Genomic DNA, 16,986 nt, shown 5'->3' on the forward strand with positions numbered 1-16,986 from the left:
TCGCACGATCCAGACCGCGTCCCACCCGGATGGGCATTCATCGCGCGGGGTGGTGCGCCTCCCTGCCTGAGAACTTGATACTCTCCTTCATGGCCCGGCGCCCGCCGCCGTGCACGCCGACGACAAGGAGACGACATGAGCGACCACTTTGCCGATGACGAACTGGCCCTTCTGCGCGAGCACGGCATCGTGCTCTTCGCCGGGCGCGTGATCTTCGACGCCCAGGCCCCGATGCCGGCCGAGCAGATCGCGGCCGTCCAGGCCGTGTGCGCAGGCCCCCTGCCCCCCGAACTGGTCGGACTCTGGCAGCGTACGGCGGGCGGCCGCATCGACTACGACCTGCACCTGCGGATGAACGGGAGCGAGGAGGCGGTGAACTGGAGCGAGCTGTTCTGGAACGGCAGCGATGGCGAGCACGACCTGCAGGGCTGGATCGCCCACGAACAGGAACGCGCACGGGATTCCGCCGCGGCGCGAGGCGAGCCGTGGGACGGCCTGCTCACCGCATTGCCCTTCGGCGGCTTCGAATCCACGCACCGCATCTACGCGGTGGTCGAGCGCGGTCCCGACTACGGCCACATCCTGGCCTGGAAGCAGGGCCTTCCCGAAACCTGGGCGTACGCGATGCACGAGGACGGCCTGACCACCATCGCGCACGACCTGCCCGCGGCCTTCGCCATGCTGCGGCTGGACGAGGACCCGCTCGAACCGGCCGGCGACTACTTCACCGGGCAGGCGCTGCTCGAGTACCTGGACGAGCGGCACCAGGATCACGGCCTCGCGCTCGAGCTGGTGGACAAGGTGGTGGCGTTCTATCGGCGCGCGACGGTCGACTGGCGCACGCCGCTGGCCGCCGGCACGCTGGACCGCGACGGCGCCCTTTCGCGCATCGCGCTGCGCCACGCGGTGGCGACCGACGATGCGACCCTGGTCGAGCGGCTGGCTGCCGCCGGCGTGTCCTTCGACGGGCCGTTGCTGGGCAGCGCGACGGCCACCGACCTGGCGCTGTCGCATGGCGCGCACCATGCCGCCGCTGCACTTGCCCGCGCCGGCGCGCCGGTCTCGCCGGATGCGTTGGACGGCATCGACAGCGCGGTCTCGCCCGAGCTGGTGACCTTGCTGCTGGAACGCGGCGCCCAGCCCAGCGTCACCGCGATGGCCGAGTGCGTGGCCTGCGGCGCGCCCGCCGCCGCGCGCGTGATCGGCGACGCCTACCAGCGAAGCCACGACGACCTGGCGGCCGCTTTCGAGAAAACCCGCCAGGACATGCTGGCCGATCTCGAGCGCTCGCTCGCCGAGGTGCGCACCGGCGAGGTGAGCCACTACCTCGGGCCCGAGGGCCTGGCCGAGCGGGTCGACCATCTGCAGAGCTTCCAGCTCTGACCCCGAGGACACGCCACGCGGGAGCCTGAGAACGAAAGTCACGACTTGCAGGCCTGGCGGTTTCTAAGCGCCATAAAGCCACGGCACGTCAAGCAAGCGCGGCCCCAGCCATCGGAGGGCCGTGTCGCGCCCAAACCGCATCAGCCCGGTCGCGTGAAAGATCTCGCCGTTGCGGCGCGCCCGGGCCTGGACCTGGGCGTTGCGCTGCCAACGCGCCCGGGCATAGCGCTCCAGCCTCTCAGGCACCGCCTCGGCGCCGCAGCCGTCCAGGGCCGCGGCCAGCGCCACGCCGTCCTCGATCGCCATGCCGGCCCCCTGCGCCAGGTAGGGCAGCATGGGGTGCGCCGCATCGCCCACAAGGGCGACGCGCTCGCCGGCCATCTGCTCCGGGCCGCTCAGCGGCGGACGGTCGCACAAGGTCCAGGCGCGCCAGGCGGGCATGGCGTCCAGCAGGGCCTGCAGGCTCGCATCGGTGCGGCCGGTGGCGGCCTGCAGGGCCGACAGGCTGCTGGCCTGGTCCCAGTCGTGCGCATCGCCGGCGGGCGCGGCCTCGGCCAGCACCACGACGTTGAGGGCCTCGCCGCGGCGCACGGGGTAGGCCACCGCGTGCAGGCGCGGGCCGAGCCAGACGCTGATCTGCGTGCTGCGCAGCGATGCCGGCAGCGCCGATTGCGCCACCAGGGCCCGCCACGCCGTGTGGCCGGTTTCGCGCGGCGGTGAGGCGTCGCCGGTCACGCGCGCGCGCACGACGCTCCACAGCCCGTCGGCACCGACCAGTGCGTCGCCCTCCCAGGCCCGCACGCCGGTGCTGGCGACGCAGACCGCGCCGGCACGCGCCACCGCGTCGGTGATGCGCGTTCCGGTGTTCAGAGTCACGGCGCCGCTGCTGCGCACCGCCGCCAGCAGCAGTCCATGGACGTCGGCCCGATGGGCGCAGAGGTAAGGCGCGCCGTAGCTGCGCAGCATGGCGTTGCCCAGCGGCAGCCGGGCGATCTCGCCGCCGTGGACGGCGCTGCGCACCACCAGCGCCTCGGGCTTGGCGGCGATCCGCATCAGCGGTTCCCAGACACCCAGTGCCTGCAGCCGGTGCACGACATTCGGGCCCAGCTGGATACCCGCACCGATTTCGGAAAAGGCGACGGCCTGTTCGAAGAGGTCGACCCGATGGCGGCGGCGCCCCAAGGCGAGCGCGCTGGCCAGCCCGGCGATGCCGCCACCGGCGACCAGGATGTGAGCGGCGCGCATGCCGCTCAGCGCTGGGGTGTGGAGGGTTTTCCTTGGCGGGTGTCCGCCGGAGATGCGGCCGGGGTCGCGCAGCTGCCGCAGCTGTCGCACGAACCGCAACCGGAGGTCTTGGCCAGCGATTCGGCCAGCTTCCGGGCGCGTTGCGCGTCGACCAGGCCCGCGCGCTGCGAGCCCGACGCGAGATGGGCTGCCGCCGAGCGGCGCCAGTGCGCGGGCATCCAGCGCCAGACCGCGTACAGCGCGGCCAGGGCGACGATCAGCCCGACGATGATCTGCTGTGTCATCTCATCCTCCTGTGAATGCCAGGGCGACACGATAAGTCACCCAGCACGCCATGTAGGCGAGCGCAAACAAATACCCAGCCATGATCCAGACGTAACGCCACGAGCCGGTCTCGCGCTTGACGGTCGCGAGGGTCGAGATGCACTGCGGCGCGAACACGTACCAGACCAGCAGCGACAGCGCGGTCGCCAGCGACCAGCTCCCGGCGATCAGCGGCTCCAGCGCGCCCGCGACGTCGTCGCCGGTGGCCGAGAGCGCATACACCGTGCCCAGCGCGCCCACCGCCACTTCGCGCGCTGCCATTCCCGGCACCAGCGCGATCGAGATCTGCCAGTTGAAGCCGATGGGCGCGAAGACGTGCTCCAACCCACGGCCGATGATGCCGGCCAGGCTGTACTGGATCGCGGGCCCCGTCGCGCCCTCCGGCGGCGCGGGGAAGGTCGACAGAAACCACAGCAGGATGGTGAGCGTCAGGATGATGGTGCCCACGCGCTGGATGAAGATCCACGCCCGCTCGTACAGTCCCAGCGCCAGATTGCGCAGGTTGGGCCAGCGGTAGGCCGGCAGCTCCATCATCAGCGGCGATGGCTGGCGCTTGTCGCGGAAGCGCTTCATGACCCAGGCCACCGCCATGGCCGAGACGATGCCGAAGACGTACAGCGCGAACAGCACGATGCCCTGCAGGTTGAACACACCGCCCACGCTGCGCGCCGGGATGAAGGCCGCGATCAGCAGCGCATACACCGGCAGCCGCGCCGAGCAGGTCATCAGCGGGGCGATCATGATGGTGGTCAGCCGGTCGCGCCAGTTGCCGATGGTGCGCGCAGCCATCACGCCGGGAATGGCGCAGGCGAAGCTGGACAGCAACGGAATGAAGGAACGGCCCGACAGCCCCACCGTGCCCATCACGCGGTCCAGCAGGAATGCGGCGCGCGGCAGGTAACCCGAATCCTCCAGCGCGAGGATGAAGAGGAACAGGATCAGGATCTGCGGCAGGAACACGATCACCCCGCCGACGCCGGCGATGATCCCGTCCACCAGCAGACTCTGCAGCATGCCTTCGGGCACCGCCTGCTTCACCAGCTCGCCGACGGCGGCGCTGCCGTTCTTGATCACGTCCATCGGCATCTCGGCCCAGCTGAAGACGGCCTGGAACATCAGGAACAAGGTGACGGCCAGCACCAGCAGCCCCCACAGCGGATGCATGACGACGCGATCGATGCGGTCGCTCAAGTCCAGGCTGCCGGCCGGCTCGCGCACCGCCGCCGCGAGGATGCGGCGCACCTCGCGCTGCGTGGCAAGCACGTCGTCCAGGTCGGGCGCCTGCCAGTGCACGGTCTGCGGCACGGCGACTGGCGCGTCGAGGGCCGCGAGCAGGTCCTGCGCGCCGCCGGAATGCACGCCGACCGTCTCGATCACGGGCACGCCGAGTTCGCGCGACAGCAGGGGCACGTCGATGGCGATGCCCTGCTTCCTCGCCATGTCGGTCATGTTGAGCGCCACCACCATCGGCAGGCCCAGGCGCTTGGCCTCGAGCACCAGCCGCAGGTTCAGGCGCAGGTTGGTGGCATCGGTCACGCACACCAGCAGGTCGGGCAAGGACTCCTGGCTCTTGCCCGTGACCACGTCGCGCGTGACCGCCTCGTCGGCGGAGAGGGCGTTGAGGCTGTAGGCGCCCGGCAGGTCCAGCACGAACACGCGGCGGCCGGAGGGCGTGCGCAGCAGGCCCTCCTTGCGCTCGACCGTCACGCCGGCGTAGTTCGCCACCTTCTGGCGGCTGCCGGTCAGCAGGTTGAAGAGCGCCGTCTTGCCACAGTTGGGATTGCCCAGGAGCGCGATGCGCTCGGGCGGCGCCGAAGACACCGCAGCGCCGGCCTGGAAGCTCAGGGTCGCCTCAACCATGGTTCGACGCTCCCGGCATCACGCGCACCAGCGCCGCCTCGTGGCGACGCAAGGCAAAGGTGGTGTGGCCCAGGCGGACGGCCAACGGCTCGCGGCCCGGCACGCCGGTGGCAACGATGCGCACCACCTCGCCGGGCACGAAGCCGATTTCGGTCAGCCGCAGAACCACGTCGCGTTGTCCCGCGTCTCCGGGCTTGGAAACCTCCAGCACCGTGGCCCACTGGTGGCTGGGTAGCTGATCGAGGCTGATGGCGGCGGTCGCCGCGACGGTCATGGATGTCACCCGCAAAATCCCGAAATCACAAAATGAGAATTATTCTCGAAAACGGGCGGAAATGGGCAACCGGCGGCTGAAGTACCCGGTGGGCCGTGCGTCTTCGGCGGATGAATCGGCGGGGCGGAAACGCAAAAAGCCGGCATGCGCCCAGCATGCCGGCCCCGGGGCGAGGCACCCGCTCAGGCAGCGAGCAGTTGCCGCAGCACGAACGGAAGAATCCCCCCGTGCTTGTAGTAGTCGACCTCGATCGGCGTGTCGATGCGCAGGCGCACCGTCACCTCCTGGTGCGAGCCGTCCGCGCGATGCACCACCAGCTTCACGTCCATCTGCGGCTTGAGCTCGCCGCCGATGACCACGTCGATCTTCTCGTCGCCGGTCAGGCCGAGGCTTTCCCACGAATCGGCGCCGCGGAACTGAAGGGGCAGCACGCCCATGCCGACCAGGTTGGCGCGGTGGATGCGCTCGAAGCTGCGGGCGACGACCGCCTTGATGCCCAGCAACTGCGTCCCCTTGGCCGCCCAGTCGCGCGACGAACCCGTGCCGTACTCCTCGCCGCCGAAGACGATGGTGGGCACGCCCTGTTCGATGTACTTCATCGCGGCGTCGTAGATGGCCATCTTCTCGCCGCCGGGCTGGAACAGCGTCAGGCCGCCCTCCTCGCGCGAGCCGTCCGGGCCGGGCGGGATCATGAGGTTCTTGATGCGCACGTTGGCAAAGGTGCCGCGCATCATCACGTCATGGTTGCCGCGGCGCGAGCCGTAGCTGTTGAAGTCGGCCTTCGAGACGCCGTTCGCCTTGAGCCAGATGCCCGCTGGCGAGCTCTCCTTGATCGAACCGGCCGGCGAAATGTGGTCGGTGGTGATCGAGTCGCCGAACAGCGCCATGATGCGCGCACCCTTGAACCCCGCATCCGCGGCGTGCGGCTCCATCTTGAAGCCGGCGAAGAAGGGCGGCTCGGCGATGTAGGTGGAGGCCGGCCAATCGTAGACCTGGCCCGTGGTGCCCTTGATGCTGCTCCAGAGCTTGCCCGGGTTGTCCTGGATCTGCTCGTAGTTCTTGCGGAAGGCCTTGGCATTCATCGCGTAGCGCAGGTTCTCGTCGATCTCCTTCGCGCTCGGCCAGATGTCGCCCAGGTAGACGTCCTTTCCCTTCTTGCCCTTGCCCACCGGCTGGGTCATCAGGTCGACCATCACATTGCCTGCGATGGCATAGGCCACCACCAGCGGCGGCGAGGCCAGGAAGTTGGCCTTGATGTTGGGATGGATGCGCGCCTCGAAGTTGCGGTTGCCCGAGAGCACCGCGGCGGCGACGAGGTTGTTCTGCGTGATGACCTCGTTGATCTCCGGCGCCAGGTCGCCCGCGTTGCCGATGCAGGTGGTGCAGCCGTAGCCCGCCAGGTAGAAGCCCAGCTTTTCCAGGTAAGGCAGCAGTCCCGCCTTCTCGAGGTACTCCGTGACGATGCGCGAGCCCGGCGCCAGCGAGGTCTTCACGTGCGGCTTGACGGTGAGCCCCGCCTCCACCGCCTTCTTGGCCAGCAGGCCCGCGGCCAGGAGCACGCTCGGATTGGAGGTGTTGGTGCAGGAAGTGATGGCCGCGATCAGCACGTCGCCGTTGCCGATGGTCACGTCGCCCTCGTTGGCACGCGTGCCCGCGGGCGAAGGCGCCATCGCGATCGGGTGTCGCGTCTTGAGTTGCTCGGCCGGCTGGTTGAAGCCGTTGGCCTCGATGGGCTTGCTGTAGAGCTCGGTGAAGCGCGTGGCCAGGTGGCCGAGGTCGATGCGGTCCTGCGGCCGCTTGGGGCCGGCCAGGCTGGGCGTGACGGTGCCGAGGTCGAGCTTCACCACCTTGGTGTAGTTGAGTTCGCCGGGCGCCGGCATGCCGAACAGGCCCTGCGCCTTGTAGTAGGCCTCGAAGCGCTCGATCTCCTTGTCGGTGCGGCCGGTGCCACGGAAGTACTCGACCGTTGCCGCGTCGACCGGGAAAAAGCCCATGGTCGCGCCGTACTCGGGCGCCATGTTGCCGATGGTCGCGCGGTCGGGCACGGGAATCGAGGCCGCGCCGGGACCGAAGAATTCGACGAACTTGCCCACCACCTTCTCGCTGCGCAGGATGTTGGTGACGTACAGCACCAGGTCGGTGGCGGTGACGCCCTCGCGCAGCTTGCCGCTGAGCTCGAAGCCCACCACGTCCGGCGTGAGGAAATAGACGGGCTGGCCCAGCATCGCGGCCTCGGCCTCGATACCGCCCACGCCCCAGCCCACCACGCCGATGCCGTTGATCATGGTCGTGTGGCTGTCCGTGCCGACCAGCGAATCCGGGTAGTAGACCGGCGGGTCGCCCTTGTCGTGGGGGCTCTTGTAGACGCCGCGCGCGAAATACTCCAGGTTGACCTGGTGCACGATGCCGAAGCCCGGCGGCACCACGCCGAATGTGTCGAAGGCCTGCATGCCCCATTTCATGAACTGGTAGCGCTCGTTGTTGCGCTGGAATTCCAGCTTCATGTTGAGGTCCAGCGCCTTGGGCGTGCCGAAGTGGTCCACCATCACCGAATGGTCGACCACCAGGTCCACCGGCACCAGCGGTTCGATGGTCTTGGGCGACTTGCCCAGCGTCTGCGCCACGCTGCGCATGGCGGCCAGGTCGGCCAGCAGCGGCACGCCGGTGAAGTCCTGCAGCACCACGCGCGTGACGACGAAGGGGATCTCGTCGGTACGCTCCGCATTGGGCGCCCAGTTGGCCAGTTGCTCCACGTGCCCGGCCGTGACCTTCTGCCCGTCGCAGTTGCGCAGCACCGACTCGAGCACGATGCGGATCGAGACCGGCAGCTTGCCGACGTTGGGGTATTGCTTGGCGAGTTCCTTGAGGGACCAATATTTACCGGCTGTGCCCGATGCAGTCTTGAAGGTCTTGAGAGTGGAGGCAAAAGCGTGCGCCGGTGCTTGGGGCATGAGGAACTCCTTCTGGGGGGATCGTGAAAGCGCCCCAAAGATAGCAGGGTTCCACGACGAGGGGGAGGATCGGAAGGCGCATCCCTGAGCGCGCCGCAAGCCCATGCCGCCGGACCCGGCGCCCAGCACGATGTCACCCTGGCGCGCCCCCGCGTCCGCGGGCGATGACCTGCGAGGTCATGGCTGTTGCGCGCCGCTTCACTAGGATGGCGGCCATGACCTTGCTTTCGACGCCGCCCACCGCCGCCGATTCCTTCGGCGCGCATCTGCGCCGCTGGCGCCAGCACCGCCGCCTGAGCCAGCTCGACCTGGCGAACGAGGCCCAGGTCTCGACGCGCCACCTGAGCTATGTCGAGACCGGCCGCGCCGAGCCCAGCCGCGAGATGGTGCTGCGCCTGGCCGAGCGGCTGGATGTGCCCTTGCGGGAGCGCAACACGCTGCTGGTGGCGGCCGGCTACGCGCCCATGTACAGGCAGCGCTCGCTGGACGACCCGGCCCTGGCGCCCGCCCGGCAGGCGGTGGAACTGGTTTTGAAGGGGCACGAGCCTTTTCCTGCGCTCGCGGTGGACCGCCACTGGAACCTGGTCGCGCACAACGCCCTGGTGCCGCTGCTGATGGAGGGCGCCTCGCCCCACCTGCTGACGCCCCCCGTCAACGTCCTGCGGATGAGCCTGCACCCGCAGGGCGTTGCTCCGCGCATCGCGAACCTGGCGCAGTGGCGCGCCCATCTGCTGGAGCGCCTGCAGCAGCAGATCGCCACCACCGGCGACACCACCCTCGCGGCCCTGCACGACGAGCTGGCCGCCTATCCGGCACCGCAGGTGAGCCACGACACGCCGGGAAACCACAGCCCGCTGGCCGGCGTCGCGGTGCCCTTCCAGTACGTGACCCCCCACGGGGTGCTGAGCTTCATCAGCACCACCACGATCTTCGGTACGCCGGTCGACGTCACGCTGCAGGAGCTGGCGGTGGAATCCTTCTTTCCGGCGGATCCGCAGACCGCCGCCCTGCTCGCGGCCTTGGCAACACAGGCATCCGGCTGACGGAGGGTCGGCGACGGCCCACAAGCAGATGCGATCATTCGCGTCGGCGTGGACGCCCGATGGGCACCAGCTTGGCCGGCATCCCTTTCAACCCTCGAACCCGATGGAGATGCCATGCCCACCAACGACCACTACGACAAGCTTTGGGATCTGATCAAGGACACGCGTTTCGGCATGCTGACGCACCGCCATGGCGACGGCCAGCTCCACAGCCACCCGCTCACCACGCAGAGCAAGAACATCGACGAAGCTGCCACGCTGTTCTTCTTCATTCCCAAGGACGGCGAGATCGCGCAGCACATCGCGGCCGATCCGGTCGTGAACGTGGCATATGCGAACACCGATGCCGACAGCTACGTGTCGGTGGCCGGGCGCGCCTCGATGGTCGACGACATGGCGATGAAGGAAGCGCTCTTCAATACGATGGCGAAGGCCTGGTTCCCGAAGGGCGCATCGGACCCCAACCTGGGCCTGCTCGCGGTGCAGATCGTCGAAGCGGAATACTGGGACGTCAAGGACAGCAAGATGGTCCAGTTGCTCAAGATGGCCACCTCGGCCGTCACGGGCAATCCACCCAAGCAGATGGCGGACCACGAAAAGCTGCGCGTCAGCTGATCGCGGCGACCGCAGAAAAACAAAAGCCCGCCGAGGCGGGCTTTCGTCAGCGAACGGCGCTCAGGCCGTGACCGTGGCCGCGGCCTCGGTGAACTCCTCGATCTTGTCGAAGTTCAGGTACTGGTAGATCTGGTCGCTCGACGCTTCGAGCACGCCGGCGCTGGCCATGTACTCCTCCTTGGTCGGGATGCGGCCCAGGCGCGAGCAGATCGCGGCCAGTTCGGCGCTGCCCAGGTACACGTTGGTGTTCTTGCCCAGGCGGTTGGGGAAGTTGCGGGTGCTGGTCGACATCACCGTCGCGCCCTCTCGCACCTGCGCCTGGTTGCCCATGCACAGCGAGCAGCCGGGCATCTCGGTCCGCGCGCCGGCATTGCCGAACACGCCGTAGTGGCCTTCTTCGGTGAGCTGGTGCGCGTCCATCTTGGTGGGCGGCGCGATCCACAGTTTGACCGGGATGTCGCGCTTGCCTTCCAGCAGCTTGGAGGCTGCGCGGAAGTGGCCGATGTTGGTCATGCAGGAGCCGATGAAGACTTCGTCGATCTTTGCACCGGCCACGTCGGACAGCGTCTTCACGTCGTCCGGATCGTTCGGGCAGGCCACGATGGGCTCGTGGATGTCGGCCAGGTCGATCTCGATCACGGCGGCGTACTCGGCGTCGTCGTCGGCCTTGAGCAGCTGCGGGTTCTTGAGCCAGGCTTCCTGCGCGGCGATGCGGCGCTGCAGGGTGCGCGCGTCGGCGTAGCCCTCGGCGATCATCCACTTCATCAGCGTGATGTTGCTGTTGATGTATTCGGCGATCGGCTCCTTGTTCAGGTGCACCGTGCAGCCGGCGGCCGAGCGCTCGGCCGAGGCATCGCTGAGTTCGAACGCCTGTTCCACCTTCAGGTCGGGCAGGCCCTCGATCTCGAGGATGCGGCCGGAGAAGATGTTCTTCTTGCCCTTTTTCTCGACCGTGAGCAGGCCCTGCTTGATCGCGTAGAGCGGGATCGCGTTGACCAGGTCGCGCAGGGTCACGCCGGGCTGCATCTTGCCCTTGAAGCGCACCAGCACCGATTCAGGCATGTCCAGAGGCATCACGCCGGTGGCGGCCGCGAAGGCGACCAGCCCCGAGCCGGCCGGGAAGCTGATGCCGATCGGGAAGCGGGTGTGGCTGTCGCCGCCGGTGCCGACGGTGTCGGGCGTGAGGAGGCGGTTGAGCCAGCTGTGGATCACGCCGTCGCCCGGACGCAGCGACACGCCGCCGCGCGTGCTGATGAAGTCCGGCAGCTCGTGGTGCATCTTCACGTCGACCTTCTTGGGGTAGGCCGCCGTGTGGCAGAAGGACTGCATCACCAGGTCGGCGCTGAAGCCCAGGCAGGCCAGGTCCTTGAGTTCGTCGCGGGTCATCGGGCCGGTGGTGTCCTGGCTGCCGACGGAGGTCATCTTCGGCTCGCAGTAGGTGCCCGGGCGCACGCCCTGGCCTTCCGGAAGGCCACAGGCGCGGCCCACCATCTTCTGTGCGAGCGAGAAGCCTTTCTTCGTGTCCTCGGGGCTCACGGGCAGGCGGAACAGGGTCGAGGGCGGCAGGCCCAGCGCCTCGCGCGCCTTGGCCGTCAGGCCCCGGCCGATGATCAGCGGAATGCGGCCGCCGGCGCGCACTTCATCGAACAGCACGTCGCTCTTGACCTTGAACTCGGCGATGACCTTGCCGTCCTTGAGGGCCTTGCCCTCGTAGGGGCGCAGCTCGATCACGTCACCCATGTCCATCTGGTTCACGTCCAGCTCGATGGGCAGCGCACCCGCGTCTTCCATGGTGTTGTAGAAGATCGGAGCGATCTTGCTGCCCAGGCACACGCCGCCGAAGCGTTTGTTGGGAATGAAGGGGATGTCCTGGCCGGTGAACCAAAGCACCGAGTTGGTGGCGCTCTTGCGCGAGGAGCCGGTGCCGACCACGTCACCCACATAAGCGACCTGGTGGCCCTTTTCCTTCAGCGACTCGATGAACTTGACCGGACCGCGCTTGCCGTCTTCCTCCGGCGAGAAGGGGGCGCCTTCGCGCTTGTTCTTCAGCATCGCCAGCGCGTGCATCGGGATGTCGGGGCGGGTGGTGGCGTCCGGCGCGGGCGAGAGGTCGTCGGTGTTGGTCTCGCCGGGCACCTTGAAGACCGTGACGGTCAGGCTTTGCGGCACCTCGGGGCGGCTGGTGAACCACTCGGCATCGGCCCAGCTCTGCAGCACGGCCTTGGCGTTGGCATTGCCCTTGTCGGCCTTTTCCTTGACGTCATGGAACTGGTCGAACATCAGCAGTGTTTTCTTCAGGCCCTCGGCCGCGACGGCGCCGACCTCGGCATCGTCCAGCAGGTCGATCAGCGGGCCGATGTTGTAGCCGCCGAGCATGGTGCCCAGCAGCTCGGTGGCGTGGGCACGCGAGACCAGCAGGCTCTTCTCGCTGCCGTGGGCCACCGCCGCCAGGTAGCTCGCCTTGACCTTGGCCGCGTCGTCCACGCCGGCCGGCACGCGGTGCGTCAGCAGGTTCAGCAGGAACTCGCCGGCGTCGGCGGTCGCGGTCTTCATCAGTTCGATGACTTCGCCGGTCTGCTTGGCCGACAGCGGCAGCGGCGGGATGCCGAGCGCGGCGCGCTCGGCGACATGGTCAACGTAGGCTTGCAACATCTTTCTCTCTCCGGATCGGGAACCGTGGCGGCCTGGCAAAAGGCGGGCCGCCTGCGCCTGGGGCTTATTTCTTCGTGTCCGAATCCGCGCCGTCGAACAGGCTCTTGGGCGGGTTCTTCTTCATGTCCTCGGCCATCATGGCCTGCTCGGTGGCCTGGCATTCGTCGGCCAGGCGCAGGCCCTGCTTCTGGCTCATCAGCATGGACTTGTTGCCCAGTTGCAGCCACATGGCCTCGGCCTTGGGATCTTCCAGGCGGATGGCGCCGGTGCGGCTGTTGACCGGGTGCATGAAGTACTTGGTGCTGCCGTGCGTCAGGATGAAGAAGCCTTCCTTCTTCTGGCTGGCCTCGATCGCGACGCTGGCGCCGAGTTCGCACTTGACGGTGCCGGTCAGCACGCGCTTGGAGACGGCCAGGTCCTCGGGTGTGAGCACCACGTCGGACTCTTCGCTGATGGGCTTGGCCTCTTCGATCTTCTTGATGACGCGCTTGGGCACGACCTTCTGCGTGGTCTTCTTGGCCGCGTCCTTCGCGCGATCTTTCAGCGGCGGCTTCGCGGCGTCAGCGGCACCCTGGGCGAAGGCCGAGAGCGGCAACGCGAGGCCCAATGCAATGGCGATGGCAAATTTCTTCATGGGTCTTTCCTTTGGAGGAGTTCGGTTTCAGGAGGACACCGGCGCAAACCAGGCCTGCGCCTCGGGCGGCAATGCGCGCCCGGTAGCGTGTGCCCGTGAAAGTACCTGCCAGAAATGACGGTAGCTCGCGCGGTCGTGCAATGTGCCATCAAAACTGACGGGCGCCCAATCGGCGGAGACCGCGGCCGCCATGATTTTTGTAGCGGTTTGAATCTGCCGCTCATCCGGCGCGAAGGCCTCGAGGATGGGCCGGATCTGGTTCGGGTGGATGCTCCACATGCGCGTGTAACCGAACTCGCGGGCTGCCTTGGCGGCGGCAGCGCGCATCGCCTCGACGTCGTTGAACTCCGTCACCACGCAGTGCGAGGGCACCTTGCCGTGCGCATGCGCGGCCGAGGCGATATCCAGCTTGGCACGCACGACCAGCGGGTGGGTGAACTGGCCCGCGGCGCCCATGCCGTCGGCAGGGATCGCGCCGCCGTGGGCGGAGACGAAGTCCATCAGGCCGAAGCTGAGGGACTGCACGCGCGGATGGGCGGCGATCTCGAAGGCGTTGTGCACGGCGAAGGGCGACTCGATCAGCACGTGCAGCGGCAGCGCCTCCGCACCGACGGCATTGAGCGCCTCGACCGCCTCGCGCACGTCCCGCGCCGACTCCACCTTCGGCACCATCAGGTGGCTGAGGCGATGGCCGGCGCGGCCGGCGATCGTCATCACGTCGCCGGCGAAGGCCGGATGGTCGACAGGATGGACGCGCACGCCGACCCGCATGTCGGGCGCGGCGGCCAGGGCCAGCTCGGTCACCAGGGCCGCGTGCTCGGCCTCGCCGCCCACGGGTGCACCGTCTTCGCAATCGAGCGTGACGTCGAAAACGCAGGCACCGAACTCCTGCGCCATTTCGGCTTGAAGGGCGAGGCTCTTGCGCATGCGCGCCTCCACGCCGCTGTAGTGGTCGCACACGGGCAGGACCACGGCGCCGGCCTGGGCACCGAGCAGGACATCCTTGGGATGGGAAGAACCGTTCATGGCTTGCGCTGCGCGACGATGAACATGCGCGGGAAGGCCAGCAGCCGCTTGCCGTCGCTGCGCGGGGGATAGGCACGGTCGACGCGCCGCTCGTACTCGGCCAGGTAGCCCGCTTGCAGGTCGGCCTGCAGGCGATCGACGAAGGGCTTGAGACCGGTGCCGCGCACCCATTCGACGATGGCGCCGGCCGAGACCATGGGGTGCTGATAAGCCGTGCGCCAGACATCCACTCGTGCGGCCTCGCCAGCCAGCAGGTCGTAGTAGCCGGACAGCGGCAAGAGCCGGGTGCGCAGCTTGTCCGCATCACCGATGGCCTGGGCCCACGGTGCCTCGGCTGCGACTTCGCGCATCAGCCGATGGGTGGGCTCCTCGCGGTTGTCCGGCATCTGGACGGCGAGGACGCCGCCGGGTGCCAGGGAGGCGAACAGCCGCGGAATCAATGTTTCGTGATCGGGCACCCACTGCAGCGAGGCGTTGGCATAGATCAGGTCCGGCGCTTGCGCCGGCTGCCAGGTCGCGATGTCGCTCAGTTCGAAGCGGGCCTGCGGCAACCGCTCGCGCGCGCTGGCCAGCATGGGCTCGGAGTTGTCGGTGCCCGTCGCCTCGGCGCCGGGAAACCGGCGCACCAGCAGTTCGGTGGAGTTGCCGGGGCCGCAGCCGAGATCGACCACGCGGCTCGCCCCGGCCAGCGGAACCCGCGCCAGCAGCTCCTGGGCGGGGCGCGTGCGCTCGTCTTCGTAGCGGCGGTAGAGCGCGGGGCTCCAGTCCAGCATGTCACTCACCTCGATCGACGCCACGGTGGCGGCCGCAAGGCCGCCCCGAAGGCAAGCCGCGCCTCTCCCTCGGGGAGTGGAGTGACACGAGCACAGCGAGTGAATAGCCGGGGGCGGTCATCACAGCAGGTGCGCGACGCCAGCCTGTTCGTCCTGCAGTTCCTTCAGCGTCTTGTTGATGCGTTCCTGGCTGAACTCGTCGATTTCCAGGCCTTCGACCAGCTTGTACTCGCCGTTTTCCGTGGTGACGGGGAAGCCGAATATCACATCCTTGGGGATGCCGTACTGGCCGTCGGAGGGGATGCCCATCGTGACCCACTTGCCGTTGGAGCCCAGGGCCCAGTCGCGCATGTGGTCGATGGCGGCGTTGGCGGCCGAGGCGGCGGAGGACAGGCCGCGCGCCTCGATGATGGCGGCACCGCGCTTGCCCACGGTGGGCAGGAAGGTGTCGGCGTTCCAGACCTGGTCGTTGATCATGTCCTTCACGCTCTTGCCGTCGATGGTGGCGAAACGGTAGTCGGCGTACATCGTCGGCGAATGGTTGCCCCAGACGGTGAGCTTCTCGATGTCGCCCACGGCCTTGCCGGTCTTGGCGGCGATCTGGCTGGCGGCGCGGTTGTGGTCCAGCCGCAGCATGGCGGTGAAGTTCTTGCGCGGCAGGCTGGGGGCGCTCTTCATCGCGATGTAGGCGTTGGTATTGGCCGGATTGCCGACCACCAGCACCTTGACGTTGCGGCTGGCGACCTGGTCGAGGGCCTTGCCCTGGGCGGTGAAGATCTGGGCGTTGGCGGCCAGCAGGTCGGCACGCTCCATGCCGGGGCCGCGCGGGCGGGCACCGACCAGCAGGGCGTAGTCCGCGTCCTTGAAGGCCACCAGCGGATCGCCGGTGGGGATCACGCCGGCCAGCAACGGGAAGGCGCAGTCCTCGAGCTCCATGATCACGCCCTTCAGGGCCTTCTGTGCCTTCTCGTCCGGAATCTCGAGGAGCTGAAGGATGACCGGCTGGTCCTTGCCGAGCATCTCGCCGGAGGCGATACGGAACAGCAGGGCGTAACCGATTTGACCGGCGGCGCCAGTGACGGCAACGCGAACGGGCTTTTTGCTCATGGGAAAACTCCAGGAAAGGTGAATACGGTGCGCGGCCGCGGATTCGGCCGCGGAGGTCGGGGGCCGGGCGGTATCCGTCTCGAACTTCGCCCGGTCGCAAAGGCCATCGCGGATTTTATGACGATTTGCGCTTCGGATGGCGCCGGTCTTGTGTCTTATATAAGATGTCGCCCGACACGCGCCGATGCGGCGCGTGCGCACCCCTGCCATGGCCACCTCCTCCACCGCTCTCGCAGATCCGGCGACGCCCTCGTTCAGCCCGCTGTACCAGCAGATCAAGTCCCTGATCCTGCAGAGCCTGCACGCCGGCGAATGGAAGCCCGGCGAGCCGATCCCCAGCGAGATCGACCTGGCCACGCGCTTTCGCGTCAGCCAGGGCACGGTGCGCAAGGCGATCGACGAACTCGCGGCAGAGAACCTGGTCGTGCGCCGGCAGGGCAAGGGGACCTTCGTGGCCACGCACGCGGAACAGCACGTGCAGTACCGCTTCCTGAAACTGGTGCCCGACAGCGGCGACGTCGACAGCGAAGGCCCGGCCGAGCGGGAGATCGTCGATTGCAAGCGGCTGCGCGCCAGTGCCGACATCGCGCGCCTGCTGGCGCTGCGCACCGGTGACGCCGTGCTGCAGGTGCGCCGCGTGCTGGCCTACCGCGGCACGCCCACCATCCTGGAAGACCTCTGGCTGCCCGGCGCCCCCTTCAGAGGCCTCACGGCCGAGCGCCTGCGCGAATGGCACGGGCCGATGTACGCGATGTTCGAGACCGAGTTCGGCGTGCGCATGGTGCGCGCCGAGGAGAAGATCCGCGCCGTCCTGCCGGACGAAGCGCAGGCCGCACTCCTGGCGGTGACGACGGCCACGCCATTGCTCAGCGTCGAGCGCATCGCCCACACGTACCACGACACGCCGATGGAACTGCGCCGCGGGCTCTATCGCACCGATACGCATCACTACCGCAACGAGTTGGGCTGATGGAAGCAGGATCCTGCCGCGCCGCCGAAGGGCGAGCATCCGACCATCCCAGTGCGGCGCCAGGCACGCCCCGACGCCGGGATGGTGCGTTGCAATAGAATTTTGCGTTGTTTGCATTTCTGCCAACGA

General features: G+C 68.2%; 14 protein-coding genes. 4 read left to right on the forward strand and 10 right to left on the reverse strand.

Annotated features, from left to right (window positions below):
- Positions 1-135: 135 nt before the first annotated feature.
- Positions 136-1,383, forward strand: a complete 1,248-nt coding sequence (locus tag ABEA07_RS00215; protein WP_345535104.1) for an SMI1/KNR4 family protein — start codon at positions 136-138, stop codon at positions 1,381-1,383.
- Between the two features lie 63 nt (positions 1,384-1,446).
- Here the strand turns inward: ABEA07_RS00215 and ABEA07_RS00220 are convergent, their stop codons facing one another.
- The 5 genes from ABEA07_RS00220 to acnA form a co-directional block, all read right to left on the reverse strand.
- Entirely contained in the window at positions 1,447-2,628 is a 1,182-nt protein-coding gene (locus ABEA07_RS00220; protein ID WP_345535106.1) for an FAD-dependent monooxygenase, read from the reverse strand.
- A 5-nt stretch (positions 2,629-2,633) separates the two neighbouring features.
- Positions 2,634-2,912, reverse strand: a complete 279-nt coding sequence (locus tag ABEA07_RS00225; RefSeq protein ID WP_345535107.1) for a DUF6587 family protein — start codon at positions 2,910-2,912, stop codon at positions 2,634-2,636.
- A gap of 1 nt (position 2,913) precedes the next feature.
- A complete protein-coding gene (gene feoB / locus ABEA07_RS00230; RefSeq protein WP_345535108.1) occupies positions 2,914-4,812 on the reverse strand; it encodes a ferrous iron transporter B in 1,899 nt (632 codons plus the stop codon).
- Positions 4,805-5,086 (reverse strand): FeoA family protein, encoded by a 282-nt coding sequence (locus ABEA07_RS00235; RefSeq protein WP_345535387.1) that lies wholly within the window; start codon positions 5,084-5,086, stop codon positions 4,805-4,807. The genes feoB and ABEA07_RS00235 overlap by 8 nt, the downstream gene beginning before the upstream one ends.
- A 182-nt stretch (positions 5,087-5,268) precedes the next feature.
- Positions 5,269-8,037, reverse strand: a complete 2,769-nt coding sequence (acnA, locus tag ABEA07_RS00240) for an aconitate hydratase AcnA (protein WP_345535109.1) — start codon at positions 8,035-8,037, stop codon at positions 5,269-5,271.
- 215 nt (positions 8,038-8,252) lie between these two features.
- On the opposite strand from acnA, the gene ABEA07_RS00245 reads away from it, so the two are divergent.
- Both ABEA07_RS00245 and ABEA07_RS00250 read left to right on the forward strand, forming a co-directional pair.
- A complete protein-coding gene (locus ABEA07_RS00245; RefSeq protein ID WP_345535110.1) occupies positions 8,253-9,080 on the forward strand; it encodes a helix-turn-helix domain-containing protein in 828 nt (275 codons plus the stop codon).
- A gap of 114 nt (positions 9,081-9,194) precedes the next feature.
- On the forward strand, positions 9,195-9,695 hold the full coding sequence (locus ABEA07_RS00250; protein ID WP_345535111.1) for a pyridoxamine 5'-phosphate oxidase family protein: 501 nt from the start codon (positions 9,195-9,197) through the stop codon (positions 9,693-9,695).
- A gap of 60 nt (positions 9,696-9,755) precedes the next feature.
- Here the strand turns inward: ABEA07_RS00250 and ABEA07_RS00255 are convergent, their stop codons facing one another.
- The 5 genes from ABEA07_RS00255 to ABEA07_RS00275 form a co-directional block, all read right to left on the reverse strand.
- Positions 9,756-12,347, reverse strand: a complete 2,592-nt coding sequence (locus tag ABEA07_RS00255) for a bifunctional aconitate hydratase 2/2-methylisocitrate dehydratase (RefSeq protein ID WP_345535112.1) — start codon at positions 12,345-12,347, stop codon at positions 9,756-9,758.
- A gap of 64 nt (positions 12,348-12,411) precedes the next feature.
- Positions 12,412-12,981 carry a hypothetical protein gene (locus ABEA07_RS00260; RefSeq protein WP_345535113.1) on the reverse strand — a complete coding sequence of 190 codons (570 nt, stop codon included), beginning with the start codon at positions 12,979-12,981 and terminating at the stop codon, positions 12,412-12,414.
- Positions 12,982-13,008: 27 nt separating this feature from the next.
- A complete protein-coding gene (locus ABEA07_RS00265) occupies positions 13,009-14,007 on the reverse strand; it encodes an HpcH/HpaI aldolase/citrate lyase family protein (RefSeq protein ID WP_345535114.1) in 999 nt (332 codons plus the stop codon).
- Positions 14,004-14,780 carry a trans-aconitate 2-methyltransferase gene (gene tam, locus ABEA07_RS00270; protein ID WP_345535115.1) on the reverse strand — a complete coding sequence of 259 codons (777 nt, stop codon included), beginning with the start codon at positions 14,778-14,780 and terminating at the stop codon, positions 14,004-14,006. The genes ABEA07_RS00265 and tam overlap by 4 nt, the downstream gene beginning before the upstream one ends.
- 120 nt (positions 14,781-14,900) lie before the next feature.
- Positions 14,901-15,887 (reverse strand): malate dehydrogenase, encoded by a 987-nt coding sequence (locus ABEA07_RS00275; RefSeq protein ID WP_345535116.1) that lies wholly within the window; start codon positions 15,885-15,887, stop codon positions 14,901-14,903.
- A 184-nt stretch (positions 15,888-16,071) separates the two neighbouring features.
- Here ABEA07_RS00275 and ABEA07_RS00280 point away from each other — a divergent pair, with 184 nt between their 5' ends.
- Entirely contained in the window at positions 16,072-16,857 is a 786-nt protein-coding gene (locus tag ABEA07_RS00280) for a GntR family transcriptional regulator (RefSeq protein ID WP_425584045.1), read from the forward strand.
- The last annotated feature ends 129 nt before the right edge of the window (positions 16,858-16,986 follow it).

Source organism: Variovorax defluvii (assembly GCF_039541515.1).
GTDB lineage: Bacteria > Pseudomonadota > Gammaproteobacteria > Burkholderiales > Burkholderiaceae_C > Variovorax > Variovorax defluvii.